17 protein-coding genes, 2 tRNA genes, 3 rRNA genes and 2 pseudogenes are annotated in these 24850 nt (G+C 57.1%); 17 read left to right on the forward strand and 7 right to left on the reverse strand.

Annotation, left to right across the window (positions count from 1 at the left end):
- Positions 1-72: 72 nt before the first annotated feature.
- Entirely contained in the window at positions 73-531 is a 459-nt protein-coding gene (locus AC3ISI_RS08380) for a VOC family protein (RefSeq protein WP_489336364.1), read from the reverse strand.
- A 244-nt stretch (positions 532-775) separates the two neighbouring features.
- On the opposite strand from AC3ISI_RS08380, the gene AC3ISI_RS08385 reads away from it, so the two are divergent.
- The 4 genes from AC3ISI_RS08385 to AC3ISI_RS08400 all read left to right on the forward strand — a co-directional run bounded on the left by AC3ISI_RS08385 (position 776) and on the right by AC3ISI_RS08400 (position 4999).
- On the forward strand, positions 776-1045 hold the full coding sequence (locus AC3ISI_RS08385) for a hypothetical protein (RefSeq protein WP_489336366.1): 270 nt from the start codon (positions 776-778) through the stop codon (positions 1043-1045).
- 103 nt (positions 1046-1148) lie between these two features.
- Entirely contained in the window at positions 1149-1763 is a 615-nt protein-coding gene (locus tag AC3ISI_RS08390; protein ID WP_489336368.1) for a LysE family translocator, read from the forward strand.
- A 204-nt stretch (positions 1764-1967) separates the two neighbouring features.
- Positions 1968-3125: an aminotransferase class V-fold PLP-dependent enzyme gene (locus AC3ISI_RS08395; protein WP_489336369.1), complete on the forward strand. Its 1158-nt coding sequence runs from the start codon at positions 1968-1970 to the stop codon at positions 3123-3125.
- 65 nt (positions 3126-3190) lie between these two features.
- Complete coding sequence (locus AC3ISI_RS08400; protein WP_489336370.1) at positions 3191-4999, forward strand: aminopeptidase P family protein; 1809 nt, start codon at positions 3191-3193, stop codon at positions 4997-4999.
- On the opposite strand, the gene AC3ISI_RS08405 is transcribed toward AC3ISI_RS08400, so the two are convergent.
- Positions 4992-5912, reverse strand: a complete 921-nt coding sequence (locus AC3ISI_RS08405; protein WP_489337668.1) for a LysR family transcriptional regulator — start codon at positions 5910-5912, stop codon at positions 4992-4994. The genes AC3ISI_RS08400 and AC3ISI_RS08405 overlap by 8 nt on opposite strands.
- Before the next feature lie 104 nt (positions 5913-6016).
- Here AC3ISI_RS08405 and AC3ISI_RS08410 point away from each other — a divergent pair, with 104 nt between their 5' ends.
- Complete coding sequence (locus tag AC3ISI_RS08410; protein WP_489336371.1) at positions 6017-7015, forward strand: zinc-dependent alcohol dehydrogenase family protein; 999 nt, start codon at positions 6017-6019, stop codon at positions 7013-7015.
- Here the strand turns inward: AC3ISI_RS08410 and AC3ISI_RS08415 are convergent.
- The gene (locus AC3ISI_RS08415) at positions 7012-7602 is read right to left on the reverse strand and encodes a 2-hydroxychromene-2-carboxylate isomerase (protein ID WP_489336372.1); all 591 of its coding nucleotides are present in this window, start codon (positions 7600-7602) and stop codon (positions 7012-7014) included. The genes AC3ISI_RS08410 and AC3ISI_RS08415 overlap by 4 nt on opposite strands.
- A gap of 36 nt (positions 7603-7638) precedes the next feature.
- Positions 7639-8367 carry an SDR family oxidoreductase gene (locus AC3ISI_RS08420; protein ID WP_489336374.1) on the reverse strand — a complete coding sequence of 243 codons (729 nt, stop codon included), beginning with the start codon at positions 8365-8367 and terminating at the stop codon, positions 7639-7641.
- A 92-nt stretch (positions 8368-8459) separates the two neighbouring features.
- On the opposite strand from AC3ISI_RS08420, the gene AC3ISI_RS08425 reads away from it, so the two are divergent.
- Positions 8460-9032, forward strand: coding sequence for a TetR/AcrR family transcriptional regulator (locus AC3ISI_RS08425; protein ID WP_489337670.1), 573 nt, complete (start codon positions 8460-8462; stop codon positions 9030-9032).
- Here the strand turns inward: AC3ISI_RS08425 and AC3ISI_RS08430 are convergent.
- Together AC3ISI_RS08430 and rhtA are read right to left on the reverse strand one after the other, a co-directional pair.
- Positions 9019-9300, reverse strand: a complete 282-nt coding sequence (locus AC3ISI_RS08430) for a hypothetical protein (RefSeq protein WP_489336375.1) — start codon at positions 9298-9300, stop codon at positions 9019-9021. The genes AC3ISI_RS08425 and AC3ISI_RS08430 overlap by 14 nt on opposite strands.
- 170 nt (positions 9301-9470) lie before the next feature.
- The gene (rhtA, locus tag AC3ISI_RS08435) at positions 9471-10358 is read right to left on the reverse strand and encodes a threonine/homoserine exporter RhtA (RefSeq protein ID WP_489336377.1); all 888 of its coding nucleotides are present in this window, start codon (positions 10356-10358) and stop codon (positions 9471-9473) included.
- A gap of 614 nt (positions 10359-10972) precedes the next feature.
- On the opposite strand from rhtA, the gene AC3ISI_RS08440 reads away from it, so the two are divergent.
- The 6 genes from AC3ISI_RS08440 (at position 10973) to mrdA (ending at position 18354) form a co-directional block, all read left to right on the forward strand.
- Positions 10973-12509, forward strand: a 16S ribosomal RNA gene (locus AC3ISI_RS08440).
- A gap of 81 nt (positions 12510-12590) precedes the next feature.
- A tRNA-Ile gene (locus tag AC3ISI_RS08445) sits at positions 12591-12667 on the forward strand.
- Positions 12668-12697: 30 nt separating this feature from the next.
- Positions 12698-12773: transfer RNA gene (locus AC3ISI_RS08450), tRNA-Ala, on the forward strand.
- Between the two features lie 236 nt (positions 12774-13009).
- Positions 13010-15901 (forward strand): 23S ribosomal RNA (locus AC3ISI_RS08455).
- Between the two features lie 148 nt (positions 15902-16049).
- Positions 16050-16165, forward strand: a 5S ribosomal RNA gene (rrf, locus tag AC3ISI_RS08460).
- Together the 16S, 23S and 5S rRNA genes with 2 tRNA genes alongside form the textbook arrangement of a ribosomal RNA operon.
- A gap of 296 nt (positions 16166-16461) precedes the next feature.
- Positions 16462-18354, forward strand: coding sequence for a penicillin-binding protein 2 (gene mrdA, locus AC3ISI_RS08465; protein WP_489336379.1), 1893 nt, complete (start codon positions 16462-16464; stop codon positions 18352-18354).
- Between the two features lie 11 nt (positions 18355-18365).
- Here the strand turns inward: mrdA and AC3ISI_RS08470 are convergent.
- Positions 18366-18753 (reverse strand): annotated as a pseudogene (locus tag AC3ISI_RS08470) (LysR substrate-binding domain-containing protein); the annotation flags it as partial.
- A gap of 38 nt (positions 18754-18791) precedes the next feature.
- Between AC3ISI_RS08470 and AC3ISI_RS08475 the strand changes: the two are divergent.
- From AC3ISI_RS08475 to qhpG, 5 genes and pseudogenes are all read left to right on the forward strand, one after another.
- Positions 18792-19181, forward strand: a pseudogene (locus AC3ISI_RS08475) (hypothetical protein); the annotation flags it as partial.
- Between the two features lie 59 nt (positions 19182-19240).
- Entirely contained in the window at positions 19241-21145 is a 1905-nt protein-coding gene (locus AC3ISI_RS08480; protein WP_489336380.1) for a sigma-54-dependent Fis family transcriptional regulator, read from the forward strand.
- Positions 21145-22863 carry an ABC transporter ATP-binding protein gene (locus AC3ISI_RS08485; protein WP_489336381.1) on the forward strand — a complete coding sequence of 573 codons (1719 nt, stop codon included), beginning with the start codon at positions 21145-21147 and terminating at the stop codon, positions 22861-22863. The genes AC3ISI_RS08480 and AC3ISI_RS08485 overlap by 1 nt, the downstream gene beginning before the upstream one ends.
- The gene (qhpE, locus tag AC3ISI_RS08490) at positions 22853-23530 is read left to right on the forward strand and encodes a subtilisin-like serine protease QhpE (RefSeq protein ID WP_489336383.1); all 678 of its coding nucleotides are present in this window, start codon (positions 22853-22855) and stop codon (positions 23528-23530) included. The genes AC3ISI_RS08485 and qhpE overlap by 11 nt, the downstream gene beginning before the upstream one ends.
- Complete coding sequence (gene qhpG, locus AC3ISI_RS08495) at positions 23527-24816, forward strand: flavin-dependent monooxygenase QhpG (RefSeq protein ID WP_489336385.1); 1290 nt, start codon at positions 23527-23529, stop codon at positions 24814-24816. Before qhpE ends, qhpG begins: the two co-directional genes overlap by 4 nt.
- The last annotated feature ends 34 nt before the right edge of the window (positions 24817-24850 follow it).

Genomic DNA, 24850 nt, shown 5'->3' on the forward strand with positions numbered 1-24850 from the left:
TCTTGGGTGTGGCATAGATCCCCTGTGGAAGCGAGCTTGCTCGCGATGAGGCCCGATCAGGCAATAAAGCTCTCAACCCTGTTGAAACATCTCCTTCGCCCGCTGCTCGATCTGCGCTTGAGTCAGGTCTTCCTTGCGCGTGGCCAAAAACCACAAATGCCCATACGGATCCTTCAGCGTCCCGGAGCGGTCGCCGTAAAACTGATCCTTGACCTCGGACACCACCGTGCCGCCCGCATCAATCGCCTGTTTATAGGACTTGTCCACATCCGTCACATACAGATGCAGACCCACTGAAGGTGACTTTTCAGGATTGCTCAACGGCCCCTGATCGCACGGTGTGCCAAGCATGATCGGGCAGTCTCCGATCCTCAGTTCGGCGTGACCAATGCTGCCATCAGGCATGGCCAGGCGCATGACTTCGATGGCGCCAAAGGCCTTCTTGTAGAACTCGATCGCTTCGGCAGCTTTTTGAATGCCCAGATACGGGGTGATGCTGTGATAACCCTCTGGAATGGGTTTGACGGTCATGATGAATCTCCCTGTTTGTTGTTGTGGGTGACAAGGTGTCCTGTGCCGACCTGCGGCCGAATAAATATAGGTCAGCGTGGTGTTGGCCACCGAGCACCTGACGAACGCTATTGGAATAAGTATCGATGCGGCTTCAGTGCGTTCGCCAAAGTCGATACCCACTATCGAGAGCGTTGATTTTTGCCCGTGAAACGGCACGAGTAGCCTGTGTTCATGCCCCCGTACCCAGATGCAGGACGCCAAAATGAAACCTCTAATTGCCACTTTCTTGCTGCTCGCGATCTCCGTGCTTGCCGGATGTGCCAGCCATGTTTCACCTGAACTACGGCCCTACACCGCCGAAGAATCCAAGGAATTGGCGCTTGAGGAGTTGAATCGTCGTAGCCTCTCATTCGAGGAGTACCACGCGAAGAAAGCGGCGTTGCTTGGGCAACCGCAAAAATCGTTTGGTTTCGATAAACAAGGCGAGATGAACGCCGAGCGTGCTGTACAGCTTCACGGTCGTTCAAGCTGATCGAAAACTGTACCGCTCGAAGTTTTACGTAACTGTCCGTGGGTTTCCCGCAAGGCGTGCGATAGGGTCTTAACAACCGACTGACCCTAATGGACTGCCGCTCATGACGCTCTCACTCGACCTGCTGATGGGCTTCGCCCTGTTTGCGCTGGTTACCTCGATTACTCCCGGCCCCAACAACACCATGTTGCTGGCATCGGGTGTGAACTTCGGCTTTAACCGCACCATCCCGCACATGTTGGGTGTCACCTGCGGTTTCTTTGTCTTGGTGGTCGCTGTCGGGTTCGGCCTCGGCGCTGTGTTTCAAACCTATCCCATGCTCTACACCGTGCTGCGCTATGTCGGCGCGGCGTATTTGCTGTACCTTGCGTGGAAAATTGCCCATTCAGGTCCTGTCTCCGAGAGCGAGAACGGCGAGAGCAAGCCCATCAGCTACCTGGGGGCAGCGGCGTTCCAATGGGTCAATCCCAAGGCGTGGATCATGGCCATTGGTGCCATCAGCACCTATACGCCAATGCAGGGCTACTTCACTAATGTGCTCGTGATTGCGGCGGTGTTCGCTTTGATCAACTTGCCTAGCGTCAGTGTCTGGGCCGGCTGCGGCACGTTGTTACGCAACGTGTTGAAGGATCGCCGCTGGTTGCGTCTTTTCAACTGGGGCATGGCGGCGCTGTTGGTAGCTTCGATGTATCCGTTACTTCTTGAAAGCATTCACTGATGCATTGCTTCAACCGCTTGCCCGATGCCTGTTAAGCTCGACTTCAGGAGCGTTCCTACGCACTTTTAAATGAAGTTGTTCTTCTTTAACGGCCTCCGATCAGGTATTTCTAACGTACTGAAATATCCGCGCAGCTCACAAGGCTGCGCTTTGACGTTTCCGTTACGAGCCTCCTGATCCCGGAACACGCTCTGCGAGTCTTTTATGAATAAACGTCCTTTGTATTTCGATTACGCCGCCACCACGCCGGTGGATGAGCGGGTCATCAAGGTCATGGTCGAGTGTCTGGGCTTTACCGGCAATTTCGGCAACCCGGCGTCCAGCTCCCATGCCTTTGGCCAGCAAGCCCGACAGTCGGTCGAGCACGCCCGGCAGCAGGTCGCCGAACTGGTCGGCGCACAGGCTGCGCAGATCGTCTGGACCTCCGGCGCCACTGAATCCAACAACCTCGCGCTCAAAGGCGTGGCCCAGGCGCGCGGTGTCAGCGGTGGGCACATCATTACCAGCCAGATCGAACACAAGGCGATTCTCGACACGGCGAAACAATTGCAGGACACCAGTGTTGCGGTGACGTATCTGGCGCCTGATGCCGACGGTTTGATCACCGCGCAAGCGGTCAGCGAAGCGATGCGCGAAGACACCTTTCTGGTATCGCTGATGCTGGTCAACAACGAACTGGGCACGGTCAACGATATCGCCGCCATCGGCGACGTCGTGCGCGCTCGCGATGCGTTGTTCCATGTCGACGCCGCTCAGGGTGCGGGCAAAGTGGCTATCGATCTGGCCCGCTTGCCGGTGGACCTGATGTCGTTTTCCGCGCACAAAATCTACGGCCCCAAAGGCATCGGTGCGCTGTACGTCGGCCCGCGTGCGCAGCAACGTTTGCAGGCACAGATTCACGGTGGTGGTCACGAGGGCGGATTGCGTTCCGGCACTCTGGCGACCCATCAGATCGCAGCCATGGGCGTTGCCTTCGCATTGGCCGCCGCTTCGTTCGATGAAGAGAAAGCCATGATCGTGCGCTTGCGCGAACGTTTGCTTGAGCCATTGCTCAGCCTTCCCGGCGTTCGCCTCAATGGCAGCCCGACCCAACGCATTCCTCATACCATGAGCCTGACCTTCAGCGAAGGTGAGTTTAATTCTGCGGCGTTGAGCCATTCGATCGCCTTTTCTGCGACGTCGGCCTGTAACTCCGCCAGCAACGTTCCATCCCATGTGCTGCTGGCCTTGGGGCATGATGCCCATTTGGCGAGCCGCACGATTCGCTTGAGTCTCGGCCGGTTCACCACCGAGCAAGACATCGACCAAGCGGTGCACCTGATCAAAGCGGCCTGCGCCAGCGCCCCGGCATTCTGGCAGTAGCGCCTTAAAGCGCCGACTCAGATCGGCACTCAACAATAAAGCTGAAGTGATTAGCAGGAGACACGATGAGTACGCAGCCTTCGATCAATGGATCGGTGCCCCAGCGCCTGGCGCAAACCCGCGAACTGATGAGCCGCGAAGGCATTCATGCCTTGCTGGTGCCGTCGGCCGATCCGCACCTGTCGGAATACTTGCCAGGCTACTGGCAGGGGCGGCAGTGGTTGTCGGGCTTCCATGGCTCGGTCGGCACACTGATCGTTACGCCGGATTTTGCCGGCGTCTGGGCCGACAGCCGTTATTGGGAGCAAGCGACCAAGGAACTCAAGGGCAGCGGCATTGAACTGGTCAAGCTGCAACCGGGTCAACCCAGCCCGCTGGACTGGCTGGCCGAAAAAACCCCTGAAGGGGGCGTCGTCGCGGTGGATGGTGCGGTGATGGCGGTAGCCTCGGCGCGTACGCTGGGTGGAAAACTCGAAGAGCGCGGCGCTCGCCTGCGTACCGACATCGACCTGTTGAACGAAGTCTGGAGTGACCGTCCGACGCTGCCAAATGAGCCGATCTATCAACATTTGCCACCGCAGGCGACAGTCAGCCGTGGTGAAAAACTTGCGAAGCTGCGCGAGGTGATGAAAGACCGTGGCGCTGACTGGCATTTTGTCGCCACCCTTGATGACATCGCCTGGCTGTTCAACCTGCGCGGCGGCGACGTGTCGTTCAACCCGGTGTTCGTGTCCTTCGCCTTGATCAGCCAGGAGCAGGCCACCTTGTTCGTGGCCCTGAGCAAAGTCGATGCCGAACTGCGTGCGGTGCTTGAACAAGACGGCGTGACCCTGCGCGATTACAGTGAAGTGGCCGCCGCTTTGCGCGCCGTGCCGAGCGGCGCGAGTCTGCTGGTCGATCCGGCACGCGTCACCGCCGGTTTGCTGGAGAACCTCGACAGTGGTGTAAAACTGGTCGAAGGCCTGAACCCGACTACGCTGGCCAAGTCGCAGAAAAGCCTGGCCGACGCCGAGCACATTCGTCAGGCCATGGAGCAGGACGGCGCCGCGCTGTGCGAATTCTTTACTTGGCTGGACTCGGCCCTGGGTCGTGAGCGCATCACAGAGCTGACCATTGACGAACACCTGACCGCCGCGCGTACCCGACGTCCTGGCTACGTGTCGCTGAGCTTCAATACCATTGCCGCGTTCAACGCCAATGGCGCGATGCCGCATTACCATGCGACCGAAGAAGAGCACGCGGTGATCGAGGGTGACGGTCTGTTGCTGATCGATTCCGGCGGTCAATACCTGGGTGGCACCACCGACATCACGCGGATGGTACCGGTGGGTACACCGACGGACGAACAGAAACGTGACTGCACACGTGTCCTCAAAGGCGTGATCGCATTGTCCCGTGCGCAATTTCCTCGGGGGATTTTGTCGCCGTTGCTCGATGCCATCGCTCGCGCGCCGATCTGGGCTGAAGGCGTCGACTACGGTCACGGTACCGGCCATGGCGTAGGCTATTTCCTCAACGTTCACGAAGGCCCGCAGGTCATCGCCTATCAGGCCGCTGCTACTCCGCAGACCGCGATGCAGCCGGGCATGATCACCTCCATAGAACCAGGCACTTACCGTCCGGGCCGTTGGGGGGTGCGTATCGAGAACCTGGCGCTGAACCGTGAGGCGGGCACCAGCGAATTTGGTGAGTTCCTCAAGTTTGAAACCCTGACGCTGTGCCCGATCGACACCCGCTGTCTGGAGCCGTCGCTGCTGACGCTGGAGGAGAAACAGTGGTTCAACGCCTACCACGCTGAAGTGCGAGAGCGCTTGAGCCCTCTGCTCGATGGTGCCGCCCTTGAGTGGTTGAATACCCGTACTGCGGCTATTTGACGGGTTGGAGTTCAGGCGCTTGGTTGAGCGCCTGACTCATGTAGTCGACAAAAGCTTTGACCCTGGCGGATTGGCGACGATTCGCCGGGGACACGGCATGAATCGGCAGCGACTGGGCCGTGTAGTCTTGCAAAATGGCCTGCACTCGGCCGGCTTTCAGATCCTCGCTGAATAGCCAAACTGGCGACAGCGCAATTCCCAATCCCCCCAGCACCATCTCGCGAATCGCCTCGGAGTTATTGCTTTGCGCATTACCCTTGATGCGTACTTCGTGGCGTTGGTTGCCTCTTTCGTAATTCCATAGGTTCTGACTGTTCAGCAAATTGAATTGCAGGCAATTATGCGTGCCGAGTTCTTCCGGGGTTTGCGGCTGGCCGTGTTGCTTGAGGTAGTCAGGCGCTGCAACGGTAATCCGGTGGGTGGTACCGATGTGACGCGCGAGCAGGCCACTATCGGTCAACTCCCCGATTCTGAACGTCACGTCCAGCCCTTCACTGACCGGGTCCTGATTTTGATCGCTGAGTTGCAAGTCAATCTGAACCTGAGGGTGCGCTTTGAGAAACTCAGGGAGTCGGGGTGCAATGTGCAAGCGCCCGAAACTCACGGATGAACCGATTTTCAGGTTGCCGGCGACGGATTCGCGTCCCGATCGAAAACGCTGTTCCGCTGCGTCCACGGCGGCCAGGATTTGCCGGCATTCATTGTAGTAGCGCTGACCTTCATCGGTCAGTGACAGTTGGCGGGTGCTGCGGCTAATCAGCTTGGCGCCCAGTCTGGTTTCCAGCGCCCTTAATATTTTGCTGATAGTCGGCTGGCTGGTCTGTATCTCCCGGGCAACGGCCGAGAAGCTGCCACGTTCGACGACCCGGACGAAAGTGGCCATTGCGTTGAGTGTGTCCACCAGATTTCTCATTGATGCTGTATAGGCATGATCACTATAGCTATATAGCGTCTTATCGGCATGAGTGAGCTGGATGAAGATTAATCTCACACCCACTTCTGACGGAATTTGGCGAAATGACTGACTCACTTGAAATGCGCGCTCTGATTGTTGACTCGGCCAATGGGCCTTTACGCTCGGTTTCCCTGCCTCGGCCTGTGCCGGGAGCGGGCCAAGTGCTGGTGAGGATCAAGGCCAGCGGGGTGAATCCGCTGGATGCGAAGATTCGTTCGGGACAGGCGACTCATGCACGGCAGCCATTGCCGGCTGTATTGGGCATGGATCTCGCGGGGATCGTTGAGGCAATAGGAGAGGGTGTCAGCGGGTGGCTGCCGGGTGATGAGGTCTATGCGATGGCGACCGGAATTGGCGGTGCGCAGGGCTCTCTCGCGGAGTTCGCGGTGGTTGATTCGCGGCTTCTGGCGCACAAGCCGAAGAATCTGAGCATGCGCGAGGCCGCAGGGTTGCCATTGGTATTGATCACTGCGTGGGAAGGGTTGGTTGATCGGGCTCGGGTTCGGGCTGGTCAGAAAGTGCTGATTCACGGTGGCGCGGGTGGTGTCGGGCACGTGGCTGTGCAAGTTGCCCGGGCTTTCGGTGCGGAAGTGTTCGCGACGGGTTCAGCGGGTCATAAGGGGATTATTGAAAGTTTCGGTGCAACGTTTATCGATTATCGCGCGTCTTCGGTTGAGGATTATGTGGCTGAGTTCACTTCTGGGGAGGGCTTCGATGTCGTCTATGACACGGTGGGCGGAGGGGTGCTGGATGATTCATTCAAGGCTGTGCGGGTTTATGACGGGCATGTAGTGAGCTGTCTGGGCTGGGGGCAGCACAGTCTTGCGCCATTATCGTTTCGTGGTGCGACTTATTCCGGGGTGTTTACGCTGTTGCCGCTGTTGACCGGCAAGGGGTGTGTGCATCATGGCCAGATTCTTCAGGACTCGACGCGGTTAATTGAGGCGGGTCAGTTGAAACCGCTGCTCGATCCTCGGCAGTTCACGCTGGAAACTGCCGAGGCCGCTCATGAATTGCTCGTTTCGGGAGGTGCGCAGGGACGGTTGGTGGTCGAGATTTAACTCAGGGCTTCAACAACGAACTCCAACCGATCCTGGCCAAAGAACAGCTGGTTGCCGACGAACATGCTCGGCGCCCCGAATACACCGCGCTGTACCGCTTTATCGGTATTGTCCTTGAGGGCGGCTTTGACTTCCTCATCGGCAGTCAAGGCCAGTACTTCATTGGGGTCAAAACCGTTTTGTGTCAGCACAGCGGCGACGGTGGCGGGATCATCGAGGCTGCGGCCTTCAACCCAGAGAGCAGTAAACAGGCAGTCGATAAACGCGAGGAAGCGCTCGGGATGACGTAACTGAATCCCGGTCACGGCGCGCATGAGCATCAGGGTGTTGATGGGGAAGTGCGGGTTGAATTTCAGTGGCACGCCATAGCGTTTTGCATAGCGGTCGAGGTCTTGAAACATATAGCGGCCCTTGGCCGGGATGACCGCCGGTGAAGCGTTGCCGGTGGCTTTGAAGACGCCACCCAGCAGCATTGGCGTGTAAATCAGTTGACTGCCGGTTTGCTCACAGATTTTTGGTAGCTGGGTATAGGCCAGGTACGTGGCCGGGCTACCGAGGTCGAAAAAGAATTCCACGGTTTTGCTCATGGTCGGTACGCTCTGTTTATTGTTGTAGGGAAGGACTTACCAGCTTTCACTCCAGGGCCGTAAATCCAGTTCGAAAGTCCAGGCGTCCCTTGGCTGGCTATGCAGGTACCAGTAGTTTTCGGCGATGTGCTCGGGGTTGAGAATGCCGTCTTCGTCTTTGGTCGCGTATTTTTCCGGGAAACTCTCGCGGATGAAATCGGTATCGATAGCCCCGTCGACGACGACGTGAGCAACATGGATATTCATGGGGCCGAGCTCACGCGCCATGCTTTGGGCCAAGGCACGAATGCCGTGCTTGGCGCCGGCGAACGCTGCAAATCCAGCGGCACCGCGCATGCCAGCCGTCGCCCCTGTGAAAAGGATAGTGCCCCGTTGACGCTTGGCCATGCGCTTGGCGACTTCACGAGCATTAAGAAAACCTGAAAAACAGGCCATCTCCCAAATCTTGAAATACTTGCGGGCCGTTTCTTCGAGAATGCTGCAGGGCACATTAGCGCCAATGTTGAAGACAAACGCTTCAATGGGCCCGATCTCGCTTTCGATCTGTTCGACTAATGCAATCACCTCTTCTTCCTTGCGCGCATCGCAAGCAAAACCGTGGGCGTCACCGCCATGGGCTTTGATCGCGTCAACCAACGGCTGCAGTTTGTCTGCACTGCGTCGGGTGACGCAGGCTACGTAGCCTTCCTGAGCAAAACGTTTGGCAATGGCACCGCCGGTAGCATCACCTGCGCCGACAACCAGTACGACTTTCTTGTTATTCATGGGGGGCTTCCTTTGCTAAACGATCGTTAACTGAACGAACGTTATGCTACGATTCGGCAGGCGTCAAGATGATCAATCCTGAGGAAATGGAAATGCGCTACTCGGCTAGCCACAAGTTGCAAACAAAAGAGAAACTGCTGGAAAGCAGTGCGGTGTCTGCCAAGAAGTCAGGTTTTTCCACGGTCGGTGTCGACGGCTTGATGAAGGCGATTGGCTTGAGTGGCGGGGCTTTCTACAGTCATTTTTCGTCGAAGGACGAACTGTTCGCTTCAATCGTCGAGCGGGAGCTAAGTCAAAGCTTGGAGCGACTAGGCGCCGACCAGGAGTGTGAAAAACTTGAACGTTGCGTTAAGCATTACCTGAGCATGGCGCATGTCGAGCATCCAGAATCCGGATGCGCTTTGCCGGCATTAGGCGCAGAGATCGCTCGTTCGGATGTGCTGGTTCGCCAGCAGGCAGAACGCTGGATTTGTCAGCTACAGGAGAGTTGGGCGCGTATTCTGGAGAGCGACAGTCTGGCTTGGGCCATCCTGTCGCAATGTATCGGTGCTTTAGTTGTCGCCCGGATGCTGGCGACGCCAAGCATCCAGAATAATGTATTGAAGTCCAGTTGCGATGAGATTGGTCGTCAAATTGCCGGAAGGCATCAATCTATTTGCAAATGACGATCATGCTGCGACTGGTGTAGCCGGCTGGATTGAGCCCGAACGGATAATCTCCGGGTTCTTCCACCGCGTCCCCCGATTTGGCGAGAACCTTGTACCCCTTGGGTGCGCACGAGTTGGCGGCGCTGGTGTAGCACTTTTCCCACGAGGATGTGAGTCCTGAGCAGTTGATATGCAGCCCTTTTTTGCCGTGTTTGACTTGTGTTTTCGAGGTCGCCGCACATCCCGCAATTGCAAGTACGGTGATCATTATCAACATTCGTTTCATTGCTGTCCTTATAGCGTTCCCGGATCTTGTGCCCGGGTCTCGCTGCATTCGCACTCGCTCTTAAAGCGTTCTGATATCCCTACCCTGAAAAATCCATGCCTGGCACTGGGTTACGGCTCTAAACATGGCCTAATTGAACGGCAATTACCAGACCCGTGTAAAACCCTGTTTCAATCTGCCGCAACCGCTGGCTTGGCAGCACTGCCCATTGTCATGGTTGCACCCACGGAAGCGAGAATGATGCACAAGATAGCCATCCATTGTGACAGTGATAGGTATTCATTGAGGAACAACAGGCCAGACAACGCGCCGAACGCAGGTTCAATGCTCATTAATGTGCCAAATGTGCGGGCTGGCATTTGGGTGAGGGCAACCATTTCGAGCGTGTAGGGGAGGGCGGTGGACAGTATGGCAACCCCGATGGCCACGGGGATCAGCGCCGGACTCAACAGTGCAGCGCCAGCATGGACGATGCCGATAGGGGCCACGAACAATGCGGCAATCATCACGCCCAGTGCTGCGGTTTGCACGCCGTTATCAGCGCCGGCCTTCTGACCATAAAGAATGTATAGAGCCCAGCAAGCACCCGCGCCCAAAGCATAACCTGCACCTGCCAGGTCAATCCCGGCAGTTGTGGCTCCTGTCGGGATTAGCAGGAGTAATCCTATTGCGGCCAACGCTATCCACAAAAAGTCGATCGCGCGACGCGAGGCGTAGATTGCCACCGCCAACGGCCCGGTGAACTCCAGAGCTACGGCAATTCCCAGGGGGACAGTGCGTAGAGACATATAGAAGAGGAAGTTCATGCCGCCCAATGCCATTCCGTAAATGATCACGGTGCGTAGGGATTTTGCAGTGAGCTTCGCCCGCCATGGGCGGAGTAGAAGCAACATGATCACACTGGCGACAATCAGGCGTAAGGTGGTGGTTCCTTGGGCACCGATAACAGGAAACATGCTTTTAGCCAAAGACGCTCCGGACTGGATCGACGCCATAGCTATTAGCAGCAGGCCCACCGGGAACAAGGTCGAGGCAAGACTGCGGGGCTGATCATTCATTACGTGGCATCGTCCGAAGTAGGAAGCGAAAGTACTTTTCATCGCGGTTGAGCAATATAGTGCGCATTCGAGGCGGGCGCGTCTATATATAAGCAGTGATTTTGAGTAACCGGATAGAAAAGCTAAATCAATGCTTGACGGCAGATTCTGGGTGTCTATAATTCGCCCCACTTCCGGCGCAGTCGAAACGGAAAACTCCTTGGTAAACAAAGAGTTATGCAGTTTTCGGCAGCAAGCGGCTTCAGTTTATCGAAGCCCGAAAGGAGTTGAAAAAGAGGTGTTGACAGCAGCGTGTAACGCTGTAGAATTCGCCTCCCGCTGACGAGAGATCGAAAGCGCAAGTGGTTGAAGTTACAAAGGAAACTTTGAAAGCTTCTGAAAATAACCGCTTGACAGCAACAGAGGCTGCTGTAGAGTGCGCGCCTCGGTTGAGACGAAAGATCTTAACCAACCGCTCTTTAACAACTGAATCAAGCAATTCGTGTGGGTGCTTGTGGAGTCAGACTGATAGTCAACAAGATTATCAGCATCACAAGTTACTCCGCGAGAAATCAAAGATGTAACCAACGATTGCTGAGCCAAGTTTAGGGTTTCTTAAAAACCCAAAGATGTTTGAACTGAAGAGTTTGATCATGGCTCAGATTGAACGCTGGCGGCAGGCCTAACACATGCAAGTCGAGCGGTAGAGAGAAGCTTGCTTCTCTTGAGAGCGGCGGACGGGTGAGTAATGCCTAGGAATCTGCCTGGTAGTGGGGGATAACGTTCGGAAACGAACGCTAATACCGCATACGTCCTACGGGAGAAAGCAGGGGACCTTCGGGCCTTGCGCTATCAGATGAGCCTAGGTCGGATTAGCTAGTTGGTGAGGTAATGGCTCACCAAGGCGACGATCCGTAACTGGTCTGAGAGGATGATCAGTCACACTGGAACTGAGACACGGTCCAGACTCCTACGGGAGGCAGCAGTGGGGAATATTGGACAATGGGCGAAAGCCTGATCCAGCCATGCCGCGTGTGTGAAGAAGGTCTTCGGATTGTAAAGCACTTTAAGTTGGGAGGAAGGGCAGTAACCTAATACGTTGCTGTCTTGACGTTACCGACAGAATAAGCACCGGCTAACTCTGTGCCAGCAGCCGCGGTAATACAGAGGGTGCAAGCGTTAATCGGAATTACTGGGCGTAAAGCGCGCGTAGGTGGTTCGTTAAGTTGGATGTGAAAGCCCCGGGCTCAACCTGGGAACTGCATTCAAAACTGACGAGCTAGAGTATGGTAGAGGGTGGTGGAATTTCCTGTGTAGCGGTGAAATGCGTAGATATAGGAAGGAACACCAGTGGCGAAGGCGACCACCTGGACTGATACTGACACTGAGGTGCGAAAGCGTGGGGAGCAAACAGGATTAGATACCCTGGTAGTCCACGCCGTAAACGATGTCAACTAGCCGTTGGGAGCCTTGAGCTCTTAGTGGCGCAGCTAACGCATTAAGTTGACCGCCTGGGGAGTACGGCCGCAAGGTTAAAACTCAAATGAATTGACGGGGGCCCGCACAAGCGGTGGAGCATGTGGTTTAATTCGAAGCAACGCGAAGAACCTTACCAGGCCTTGACATCCAATGAACTTTCCAGAGATGGATTGGTGCCTTCGGGAACATTGAGACAGGTGCTGCATGGCTGTCGTCAGCTCGTGTCGTGAGATGTTGGGTTAAGTCCCGTAACGAGCGCAACCCTTGTCCTTAGTTACCAGCACGTAATGGTGGGCACTCTAAGGAGACTGCCGGTGACAAACCGGAGGAAGGTGGGGATGACGTCAAGTCATCATGGCCCTTACGGCCTGGGCTACACACGTGCTACAATGGTCGGTACAGAGGGTTGCCAAGCCGCGAGGTGGAGCTAATCCCAGAAAACCGATCGTAGTCCGGATCGCAGTCTGCAACTCGACTGCGTGAAGTCGGAATCGCTAGTAATCGCGAATCAGAATGTCGCGGTGAATACGTTCCCGGGCCTTGTACACACCGCCCGTCACACCATGGGAGTGGGTTGCACCAGAAGTAGCTAGTCTAACCTTCGGGAGGACGGTTACCACGGTGTGATTCATGACTGGGGTGAAGTCGTAACAAGGTAGCCGTAGGGGAACCTGCGGCTGGATCACCTCCTTAATCGACGACATCAGCTGCTCCATAAGTTCCCACACGAATTGCTTGATTCATTGAAGAAGACGAAAGAAGCAGCCCGAAATTGGGTCTGTAGCTCAGTTGGTTAGAGCGCACCCCTGATAAGGGTGAGGTCGGCAGTTCGAATCTGCCCAGACCCACCAATTTTGTGTGGGAAACGCCTGTAGAAATACGGGGCCATAGCTCAGCTGGGAGAGCGCCTGCCTTGCACGCAGGAGGTCAACGGTTCGATCCCGTTTGGCTCCACCACTACTGCTTCTGTCGGTATAAAGCTTAGAAATGAGCATTCCATCGCGATGATGGTGAATGTTGATTTCTAGTCTTTGACTAGTTCGTTCTTTAAAAATTTGGGTATGTGATAGAAAGATAGACTGGACCACACTTTCACTGGTGTGGGATCAGGCTAAGGTAAAATTTGTGAGTTAAATTGCGAATTTTCGGCGAATGTCGTCTTCACAGTATAACCAGATTGCTTGGGGTTATATGGTCAAGTGAAGAAGCGCATACGGTGGATGCCTTGGCAGTCAGAGGCGATGAAAGACGTGGTAGCCTGCGAAAAGCTTCGGGGAGTCGGCAAACAGACTTTGATCCGGAGATGTCTGAATGGGGGAACCCAGCCATCATAAGATGGTTATCTTAAGCTGAATACATAGGCTTAAGAGGCGAACCAGGGGAACTGAAACATCTAAGTACCCTGAGGAAAAGAAATCAACCGAGATTCCCTTAGTAGTGGCGAGCGAACGGGGACTAGCCCTTAAGTGGCTTTGAGATTAGCGGAACGCTCTGGAAAGTGCGGCCATAGTGGGTGATAGCCCTGTACGCGAAAATCTCTTGGTCATGAAATCGAGTAGGACGGAGCACGAGAAACTTTGTCTGAATATGGGGGGACCATCCTCCAAGGCTAAATACTACTGACTGACCGATAGTGAACTAGTACCGTGAGGGAAAGGCGAAAAGAACCCCGGAGAGGGGAGTGAAATAGATCCTGAAACCGTATGCGTACAAGCAGTGGGAGCCCACTTTGTTGGGTGACTGCGTACCTTTTGTATAATGGGTCAGCGACTTATTTTCAGTGGCGAGCTTAACCGAATAGGGGAGGCGTAGCGAAAGCGAGTCTTAATAGGGCGTCTAGTCGCTGGGAATAGACCCGAAACCGGGCGATCTATCCATGGGCAGGTTGAAGGTTGGGTAACACTAACTGGAGGACCGAACCGACTACCGTTGAAAAGTTAGCGGATGACCTGTGGATCGGAGTGAAAGGCTAATCAAGCTCGGAGATAGCTGGTTCTCCTCGAAAGCTATTTAGGTAGCGCCTCATGTATCACTGTAGGGGGTAGAGCACTGTTTCGGCTAGGGGGTCATCCCGACTTACCAAACCGATGCAAACTCCGAATACCTACAAGTGCCGAGCATGGGAGACACACGGCGGGTGCTAACGTCCGTCGTGAAAAGGGAAACAACCCAGACCGTCAGCTAAGGTCCCAAAGTTATGGTTAAGTGGGAAACGATGTGGGAAGGCTTAGACAGCTAGGAGGTTGGCTTAGAAGCAGCCACCCTTTAAAGAAAGCGTAATAGCTCACTAGTCGAGTCGGCCTGCGCGGAAGATGTAACGGGGCTCAAACCATACACCGAAGCTACGGGTATCACTTAGGTGATGCGGTAGAGGAGCGTTCTGTAAGCCTGTGAAGGTGAGTTGAGAAGCTTGCTGGAGGTATCAGAAGTGCGAATGCTGACATGAGTAACGACAATGGGTGTGAAAAACACCCACGCCGAAAGACCAAGGTTTCCTGCGCAACGTTAATCGACGCAGGGTTAGTCGGTCCCTAAGGCGAGGCTGAAAAGCGTAGTCGATGGAAAACAGGTTAATATTCCTGTACTTCTGGTTATTGCGATGGAGGGACGGAGAAGGCTAGGCCAGCTTGGCGTTGGTTGTCCAAGTTTAAGGTGGTAGGCTGGAATCTTAGGTAAATCCGGGATTCTAAGGCCGAGAGCTGATGACGAGTGTGCTTTTAGCACACGAAGTGGTTGATGCCATGCTTCCAAGAAAAGCTTCTAAGCTTCAGGTAACCAGGAACCGTACCCCAAACCGACACAGGTGGTTGGGTAGAGAATACCAAGGCGCTTGAGAGAACTCGGGTGAAGGAACTAGGCAAAATGGCACCGTAACTTCGGGAGAAGGTGCGCCGGTGAGGGTGAAGCATTTACTGCGTAAGCCCATGCCGGTCGAAGATACCAGGCCGCTGCGACTGTTTATTAAAAACACAGCACTCTGCAAACACGAAAGTGGACGTATAGGGTGTGACGCCTGCCCGGTGCCGGAAGGTTAATTGATGGGGTTAGCTAACGCGAAGCTCTTGATCGAAGCCCCGGTAAACGGCGGCCGTAACTATAACGGTCCTAAGGTAGCGAAATTCCTTGTCGGGTAAGTTCCGACCTGCACGAATGGCGTAACGATGGCGGCGCTGTCTCCACCCGAGACTCAGTGAAATTGAAATCGCTGTGAAGATGCAGTGTATCCGCGGCTAGACGGAAAGACCCCGTGAACCTTTACTATAGCTTTGCACTGGACTTTGAATTTGCTTGTGTAGGATAGGTGGGAGGCTTTGAAGCGTGGACGCCAGTTCGCGTGGAGCCAACCTTGAAATACCACCCTGGCAACTTTGAGGTTCTAACTCAGGTCCGTTATCCGGATCGAGGACAGTGTATGGTGGGTAGTTTGACTGGGGCGGTCTCCTCCTAAAGAGTAACGGAGGAGTACGAAGGTGCGCTCAGACCGGTCGGAAATCGGTCGTAGAGTATAAAGGCAAAAGCGCGCTTGACTGCGAGACAGACACGTCGAGCAGGTACGAAAGTAGGTCTTAGTGATCCGGTGGTTCTGTATGGAAGGGCCATCGCTCAACGGATAAAAGGTACTCCGGGGATAACAGGCTGATACCGCCCAAGAGTTCATATCGACGGCGGTGTTTGGCACCTCGATGTCGGCTCATCACATCCTGGGGCTGAAGCCGGTCCCAAGGGTATGGCTGTTCGCCATTTAAAGTGGTACGCGAGCTGGGTTTAGAACGTCGTGAGACAGTTCGGTCCCTATCTGCCGTGGACGTTTGAGATTTGAGAGGGGCTGCTCCTAGTACGAGAGGACCGGAGTGGACGAACCTCTGGTGTTCCGGTTGTCACGCCAGTGGCATTGCCGGGTAGCTATGTTCGGAATAGATAACCGCTGAAAGCATCTAAGCGGGAAACTAGCCTCAAGATGAGATCTCACTGGGACCTTGAGTCCCCTGAAGGGCCGTCGAAGACTACGACGTTGATAGGTTGGGTGTGTAAGCGCTGTGAGGCGTTGAGCTAACCAATACTAATTGCCCGTGAGGCTTGACCATATAACACCCAAGCAATTTGCGTCGAAAGACCAGATTGCGGTGTGTGAAGACGAAAGAACCGAAAGTTCGAAAGCAACGCACAAATCTATTGCATACCCATTCGCTGGAGCGTGATCTCGCAAGAGAGCACGAGCTGGCTACCGAATTTCTTGACGACCATAGAGCATTGGAACCACCTGATCCCATCCCGAACTCAGCAGTGAAACGATGCATCGCCGATGGTAGTGTGGGGTTTCCCCATGTGAGAGTAGGTCATCGTCAAGATTAAATTCCGAACCCCCTATCTGCGTATGCAGGTAGGGGTTTTGTTTTGTCCGCAGGAAAGCTGACTTGTCGGGTTTCTATGCAAGGGCTCGGGGCATGGCTATCCCCCAAATACAGCGCATGATTCCGCCTGGAAAGAGAGCAGGTGACTGTCGTTTTGATCTTCAAGGACAGCTGTTAGAGGAAATCGAACTAAAGTGAGCGGACAGTTTTTGGTATGGTGCAGCTCGTTTTTAACGGACTGATTTCACGCCTACGGATCGGCACCCTTTTTTAGTTAAAGAGCTGCTGCGGAAATGCCCGAACCGATACCGATCAAGGACCACGAAAAAGAGACGCGCCTGGTCAACAAACGACTGATGGCTTGCGGCTTATTCGTCGTCGCTATTTCCTGCGCGCTGATGGTGCGTATGTATGTCCTGCAAGTGGTCGAATTCGACTATCACTCGACCATCTCCGAAAACAACCGTGTCCACGTCCTGCCGATCACGCCCACCCGAGGGCTGATCTACGACCGCAATGGCGTGGTTCTGGCGGACAACCGGCCGAGCTTCAATCTGACGATCACCCGCGAACGCGCCTCCGATGTCAAAGAAGAGCTGGATGAGGTGGTCAATCTCCTGCACCTGTCGACAGAAGATCGAACATCGTTCGACAAGGCAATGAAGCAGACCCGTCATCCGTTCGTGCCGGTCACCCTGTTCTATGAACTGAGCGAAGAGCAGATCGCGGTACTGGCGGTCAACGAGTTCCGCTTGCCGGGGATCGATGTCGAGCCACAGTTCGTTCGCCACTATCCGATGGGCGCGCACTTCGCGCATTCGATCGGCTACGTCGGTCGCATCAACGAGAAAGAATCCAAAGCCCTGGACACGGTGGAATACCGTGGCACCCAATCTATTGGCAAAACCGGTATTGAAAAATTCTACGAGTCCGAGCTGCATGGCCAAGTCGGCTATGAAGAAGTCGAAACCAACGCCCAAGGCCGCGTGCTGCGCGTGCTTAAACACACTGATCCGGTCCCCGGTAAAAATATTGTCCTGAGTCTGGACGTCAAACTTCAGGAGGCCGCCGAAGAAGCCTTGGGCGATCGTCGAGGTTCGGTGGTCGCGCTCGACCCGTCGACCGGGGAAGTGCTGGCAATGGTCAGCAAGCCAAGCTTCGATCCGAACCTGTTCGTCACCGGGATCAGCTTCAAGGAATACGCGGCGCTGCACGACTCCATCGACCGTCCGCTGTTCAATCGCGTGCTGCGAGGCCTCTACGCACCGGGTTCGACCATCAAACCTGAGGTGGCCATTGCCGGCCTCGATGCCGGCGTCGTCACCCCACAGACCCGTGTCTTCGATCCGGGTTACTACCAGCTCCCGGACTACGATCACAAATACCGCAACTGGAACCACAGCGGCGACGGTTGGGTGGACATGGACGCAGCGATCATGCGCTCCAACGACACCTACTTCTACGATCTGGCCCACAAGCTGGGCATCGATCGCTTGCACGACTACATGGCGATGTTCGGTCTTGGCGAGAAGGTCTCGCTGGACATGTTCGAAGAGTCTGCCGGTCTGATGCCATCCCAGGCCTGGAAACGCGCCACGCGCCGTCAGGCCTGGTTTCCTGGCGAGACGGTGATCCTCGGTATTGGTCAGGGCTATATGCAAGTCACACCGTTGCAATTAGCCCAGGCCACTGCGCTGATCGCCAATAAAGGCGTCTGGAACCGGCCGCACTTGGCCAAGACCGTGGACGGTGTCGCTCCGGTGGATGAGCACCCGATGCCCAACATCCTGCTAAAGAATCCGCATGATTGGGAACAGGTCAACCACGGCATGCAGATGGTGATGCACGATGCTCGCGGGATTGCCCGGGCGGCAGCGCTGGGGGCTCAATACCGCATTGCCGGCAAGAGTGGTACCGCGCAAGTCGTTGCGATCAAGCAGGGCGAGCGCTACAACCGGGCGAAAACCCTGGAGCGTAACCGCGATAACGCCTTGTTCGTCGGTTTCGCCCCGGCCGAGCACCCGAAGATTGTCATCTCGGTGATGATCGAAAACGGCGAGGCCGGTGGTCGCGTTGCCGGTCCTGTGGTCCGACAGATCATGGACGCCTGGCTACTGGATCAGGATGGTCACCTGAAACCGCAATACGCCGCCCCGAGCAAAGCCCCGGGCGATCCTCACGTCTAAAAGGGCAAGCTTCACAGCACAGGCTCACGAATGCTGAGCATGTGCTGTGAAGCTTTCGAGGAACACGGTTTCGACCTGGCTCATCTTCTGGTCGGGATTCCACAACAGCTGGATATCGAAATCCACCACGCACTCTTCTGGCGGTAAACGCCAGAGCAACCCTTTTTCGACATCCCGGCGCACCAGGTGTATCGGCAGACAGCCAATGCCATACCCTGCGCAGATCAGGCAATAAATGTCTTCGAAGCTGGTCGATGTTGCGACGATCTTGCCGGTAAAGCCTTGCTGGTCGCGACACAGTGCCAGCGGCGAAAGGTTGCCACCGGGTTGGTCACTGGCGATGCTGACGAAGTTCTCTACGGCAAGCTGTTCCAGGGGCAGATTCTTTTGCCCAAACAGTGGTTAGAAGGGGAGGGCATGATTAGTCCATGTAGTAGAGTTTCTATCCAAGGGTTGCAGGCTTTGGTGATGAGCGCGGTGTCGGGGCGGGAGAGGGTTTTAACCTGAACTTGCCGATGGCCCATGGTGTGAGTGAGGCAGACTTCCTCGGTCAACTGGAGGTCGCGTTGACGGCGGTGAAGGATTTCCGTGCCCAAGTGCTGGTGCTGTCCCTCGGGTTCGATATTTTCGAATTGGACCCACAGAGCAAAGTGGCGGTCACGCGAAAAGGGCTTGCGGTGTTGGGGGAGCGAATTCGCAGCCTTGGGTTGCCATGTCTGATTGTGTCGGTCGCTATCGCGAGCCTGCTCGCGAAAAACGATAACGCGGTGCAACTGATGAAACACAAGCGCCGTAAGGCACTTGCCATTGCCCTTACGTTAACGTAAACATTGCGGCAAGGCGCTGAACTTAAAACAGCGCAAGGCGGACCGATTCGGAGCGCTTGATGACGCCAATAAAAACAACACCACCGAAACGTCACCACGAAGCTCGGCTGGCCCGGGAAAAACTCCATCTGGAGGGCGAAGTCCCCGATGGCGTATTGCGCGCGGAAATCGATGCGTCCTGGCGGCGCAGCCTCAGTCATGGCGTGCATTTCAATGGCAAGCACGAGCTGGCGCTGGAATCGAGCGCCAGCCTCGACGTGCTGTTGGCAAGCAACCGACTGCTGATCGACGCGGCATTGCCGGCGATTGATTACCTGGCCGAACGTCAGGGCAAGGAAGGGTTGATTATCCTCGCCAACTCCGACGCCACCATTCTCGCCGTCGAAGGACGCGCCGACCGCCTCAAGGACAGCGGCCTGCAAGACATCACCTTGGGCGCCTGCTGGAGCGAAGCCGCTCGCGGCACCAACGCGCTAGGCACCGCACTGGTCGAAGCCCGGCCTACGATGATCGATTGCGGCGAACATTACCTCGATCGCCTGACCGATTTCTCCTGCACCTCGGTGCCGATCCATTGTCCGCAGGGCGGCATGCTCGGCGTGCTCGACCTGACCCGCGAAGGCCCGCTCGGTCGCGCTCATGACAGTACTGCGTTGCTGGCGATGGCCGTCAGCCAGATAGAAAGCCGCGTTTTCAACGCCAGTTATCCCGACGAAATCGTGCTGGCCTTCCACAGCCGTCGCCAATACCTCGAATCCCCCTGGCAAGGCCTGCTGGCGGTGAGCCTTGGCGGTCAGATCCTCGCAGTCAGCGCCCAGGCCTGTCAGTTGCTCCACGCCGAACGTTCGGCGCTGGTCGGTCGGCGTTGTGAAGAGTTTCTCGGGGTCGACGGCCTGCAATTATTGTCTCGTCTGCACCAGGGCGGTGTCGGCAGCCTGCAAACCGCCAAAGGCGAGTTCTTCTACAAAACCTTGCGTGCGCCTCAGCGGTCAATCAACGTAAGCACCCCGCCTCGCACGACCGCCAAAACCGCGAAACCCCAGCCGGACCTTGAGTCACTGGCCGGTAGTAACGTGCGTTATGCCCGAGCCTTGCGCATGGCCCGGCAAGGCCTGGCCAATGAATTGCCGGTGTTGCTGCTCGGTGAAACCGGCACCGGTAAAGAAGTCATCGCCCGCGCCCTGCACATGGCTGGAACCCGTTGCGACAAACCCTTCGTCGCGGTCAATTGCGCAGCGATCCCCGAAGGCCTGATCGAGTCGGAACTGTTCGGCTACCGTGAAGGCGCCTTCACCGGCTCCCGCCGTGGCGGCATGATTGGTCGCCTGCAACAGGCCCACGGTGGCACCTTGTTTCTCGATGAAATCGGCGACATGCCGCTGGCGTTGCAAGCGCGTTTGCTGCGAGTGCTGCAAGACCGCAAAGTCGCGCCGCTGGGTGCAGGTGAAGAGCAGGACATTGACGTCGCGTTGATCTGCGCCACGCACCGCGACCTCAAGCGTCTGGTGGAAGAAAAGCACTTCCGCGAAGACCTGTTCTACCGGGTCAACGGCATCAGCGTGATGCTCCCGGCCTTGCGCGAGCGCGAAGATTTCAGTGCGTTGGTCGGGCGTTTGCTGGCCAGGCTCGATGCACCGACCGTCGTACTGCATGACGATTTGAACCGCCTGCTCAGCGGCTATCACTGGCCCGGCAACATCCGCCAACTGGAGATGGTGTTGCGCACCGCACTGGCCATGCGCGAACCGGGGGAAACTGTCCTCACCCTCGACCACTTGCCTGACAGCATGCTCGACGAATTGACCGCGACCGAACGGCCCCAGGCCGGCAGCATCCGTGAAAACGAACTGGAGCTCATTCGTCAGTCCCTGGACACTCATCAGGGCAACGTCTCGGCCGCCGCCGACGCGTTGGGCATCAGTCGCGCGACCCTGTATCGCAAGCTCAAACAGTTGCGCTCGTGATGCAGCGCCTGATCGTTCGGCTGATTGACAGCCAGAATCCCGAAGCCCTGCAAGCGGCACTGCGCTGGCTCTACAGCTTTGTGCGGCCACATCGCTTGGCCATCGCCGGGCTGCTCGGTTTGTCGGTGTGCGCCTCGCTGCTGGTGTTGGTGCAACCGTGGCTGACCAAGCTCTTGATCGACGATGGTCTGCTGGCGCGCAATTTTCCGATGCTGGTGTTGATTGCCGGGCTGATGATCGTTGCCGGCCTGCTGGGCACGGCACTGTCGGGCGTCAATCGCTACCTGCACACGCGGTTGTCCGGGCGGATTCTGTTTGCCCTGCGTGATGACCTCTATCGGCATTTGCAGACGCTCTCACCGGGTTTTTACGGGCAACGGCGGATTGGTGACTTGATGTCGCGCCTGGATGGTGACGTCGCTGAGATCCAGCGTTTTGCCGTGGACTCGCTGTTCTCGGCGGTGTCGAGCGTGATCGGTCTGGTCTGCGCGGTGGCGATGTTGCTGACCTTGTCGTGGAAGCTCTCGTTGCTGGCGCTGGTGCTGATCCCCCTTGACGTGCTCTGGCTGCGCTGGATGCGACGTAAGGTCGAGCGCGATGTACGGCAGTTGCGCGAGCGCTCGGCGGACATGTCCTCGTTCATGGTCGAGACGCTGCCGGTGATGAAGTTCATTCAGTCCGCCGGCCAGCAACAGCGGGAAGCGCGACGGCTGGAAACGCTGGGCCAAGGGTACATGAGCCAATTGCTGCGCCTGCAAGTCACCGAGTTTTTTACCCAGGCCGTACCGGGCACATTGACGTCGTTGTCCCGTGCCTGTGCGTTTTTGATTGGCGGTTACTGGGTGGTACAGGGGACTTGGCAGTTGGGCGCGTTGATCGCGTTTTCTACCTATCTGGGTATGGCCGTCGGACCGGTTCAGAGCCTGCTCGGACTTTACGTCGCCATTCAACGGATGACCGTCAGCCTCGGACGCGTGATGGAACTGCGCGGCGAAGAGCCAACCGTTCTGACGCCGATCCAACCGCAACCGATGCCTGCCTGCGGTGACCTGCGATTCGACGATGTGCATTTCAGCCATCCCGGTCGCCCGACGACCTTGCGCGGTATCGAAGCGAGCATTCCCTACGGCTTGAAAGTCGCCCTCAGTGGCGGCTCCGGGGTAGGTAAATCAACCCTCATCGACCTGCTGCAACGTCACCATGACCCGCAGTCCGGCCGGGTGTTGCTGGGGGAGGTCGACCTTCGGGAACTGGACCTGTTCCAGCTGCGTCGGCGGATCGCCGTGGTCAGTCAGGACATTGTGCTGTTTCGCGGCAGTCTCGCCGATAACCTCGCTTACGCGGTGCCGCACGCCAGTCGCGAGGCAATCGCCGAAGTCGCGCGGCTGGCGCAACTCGACAGCCTGATCGAATCGTTGCCCGAAGGTCTGGACAGTCCGCTGGGCGAACGTGGTCAGCAGTTGTCCGGCGGGCAGAAACAACGCATCGCGATTGCCCGGGCACTGTTGCAAGACCCGCTGATTCTGGTGCTCGACGAAGCCACATCGGCGGTGGATGAAGCCACCGAACGGGAAGTGATCGAGGCCATCGACCGATTGTTTGCCGGGCGGACACGAATCTTGATCAGCCACCGTCCCTCAACCCTGGCCGATGCTGACCTGCGTTTTGAATTGCTCGACGGCGTGCTCACTTCAAAAACGGTGCTGCATGAAGCCTGAACTGCGAATCGGTGTAGTCGACAGCGGGCATTCGGTGGCGCAAAGGGTGCAAGTCATCGCCGGCCGGCGCTTCTCGTTGTTGGACGATGGACTCGCCGAAAGCGACTTGCGCGACGATCCGCTGGGCCACGGCAGCGCAGTGATTGAAGCCATCGGGCGGCGGGCACCTTCGGCGCTGTTTTGCGTGGGGCAGGTATTTGACCAGCGCGGCGTCACCAGCGCCTTGCAGATCGCTAGCGCCATCGACTGGCTGGTGGCACAGGACGTTCGGTTGATCAATCTGAGCCTCGGCTTGCGACAGGATCGCAGCCTGTTGCGCGAAGCCTGCGCAGCGGCGGTGGCACGCGGGGTTCTACTCTGCGCATCCAGTCCGGCGCAAGGCCAGGGCGTGTTCCCGGCGAATTATCCGCAGGTGCTGCGCGTCACCGGCGACGCCCGTTGCGCTGAACAGGAATGGTCGTGGCTCCACAGCGCGCAAGCGGATTTCGCCGCGTGTGTGCACGGGACTTATCCGGGGCAGTCCGGCGCCAGCCTGGGGTGTGCCGCATTGAGTGGGCACATCGCCGCGTTTCTGGTTACACACCCTGAGGCGAGCAACGAGCAGGTGCTCGAATGGTTGCGCGAGCACGCGCGTTATCGCGGCCCTGAACGGCGCATGGGGCCATGATGGTGATTCTCGGCGCCGGACCTGCGGGAGCGGCGGTGGCCCTGGGTTTGCGGCGGCTCGGTTATCCCGTAACGCTGGTCAGCGAGTGGCGCCGATTTGCCGCGCTGGAAGGTGTTTCGGTGCGGGTGTTGGAGGCCTTGCGCGGCGCGGGCCTGCATCAGGCGCTGGCGGATGCGGCGTTGCCTTCGCAGCGGCAGGTGTCGTGGAACGGTCAGCAGCATGCGCAGAACATTGAATTCTTGTTGGACCGTCCAGTATTCGACCGAGGCCTGCGCGAAGACCTGCGGCTGGCGGGTGTTGAGGTGATCGAAGGTCGGGTGCTAGCTGTTCAGACCGATGCTACGGGGCATCGAATCGAGATCGAAGGGTGCGAAACGCTGGTTGCGGACTTTCTGGTGGAGGCTCGAGGGCGTCAGGCGCCGGCGCTCGGCAAAGGCCTGAGAGGTCCGGAGACGGTCAGCCTGCTCAATCGCTGGCAGGCCATGCCGGGCAGCACCGCCAGCGCAGTGGAAAGCCTTGAGGATGGCTGGGCCTGGATGGCGCGGCGGGCTGACGGCCAGTGTTATTGGCAGTGGACGGTGGACGTGGCCAGCGCGGAACTGCCGCGCAAGGCGCAGTTGCTCGACTATTGTCGTCAGCGGCGCCGAGGCTCGGCACTGGCGCAGGCGTTTTTCGGGGACACGGCTGAAACCGACCTGCAACTGCATGCCCGCAGCAGCACCGCGATACTGTGCCCGCAGGTGTGCGGCCAAAACTGGATTCGGGTCGGGGATGCGGCGATGGCGGTGGATCCGCTGTCGGGCAACGGGATTTTTCAATCATTGTCTTCGGCGCTACAGGCGCCTGCAGTGATCAACACGCTGTTGCGAAAGCCTGAGCGAACAGCCCTGGCACAGCGCTTTCATCAGCAACGTGTGGAACAGCTGTTTTTACGCTTTGCGCGGATTGGTCGTGATTTTTATGCCGATGAACAGCGTTGGCTGGACCAGCCATTCTGGCAGGCTCGGCGACAGTGGCCGGATGCTGGGATAGCCCATGCCGAGGCGGATTTTACCGCGCTGAGGATTGAGCGGGCGCCAGTGTTGAATGAGAGTTTTGTCGATGAAGCCGAAGTGGTGATCACGACGGATCAGCCGTTGGGGATCTGGCATGTGCAAGGGGTTGAGGTTGCGCCGTTGGTGCGGCGGTTGCGCAGCGAGCCTGCTGAGCAGGTGTTGGCCGGGTTGACAGTGGAGCAGGGGCGGGTGGTTCGGGGGTGGTTGTTGGCCCAAGGGTTCAAACCCTGAGATTTGTAGTGGCCGGTCTGGCCCTATCGCGAGC

The organism is Pseudomonas sp. GL_139_B (assembly GCF_057834475.1).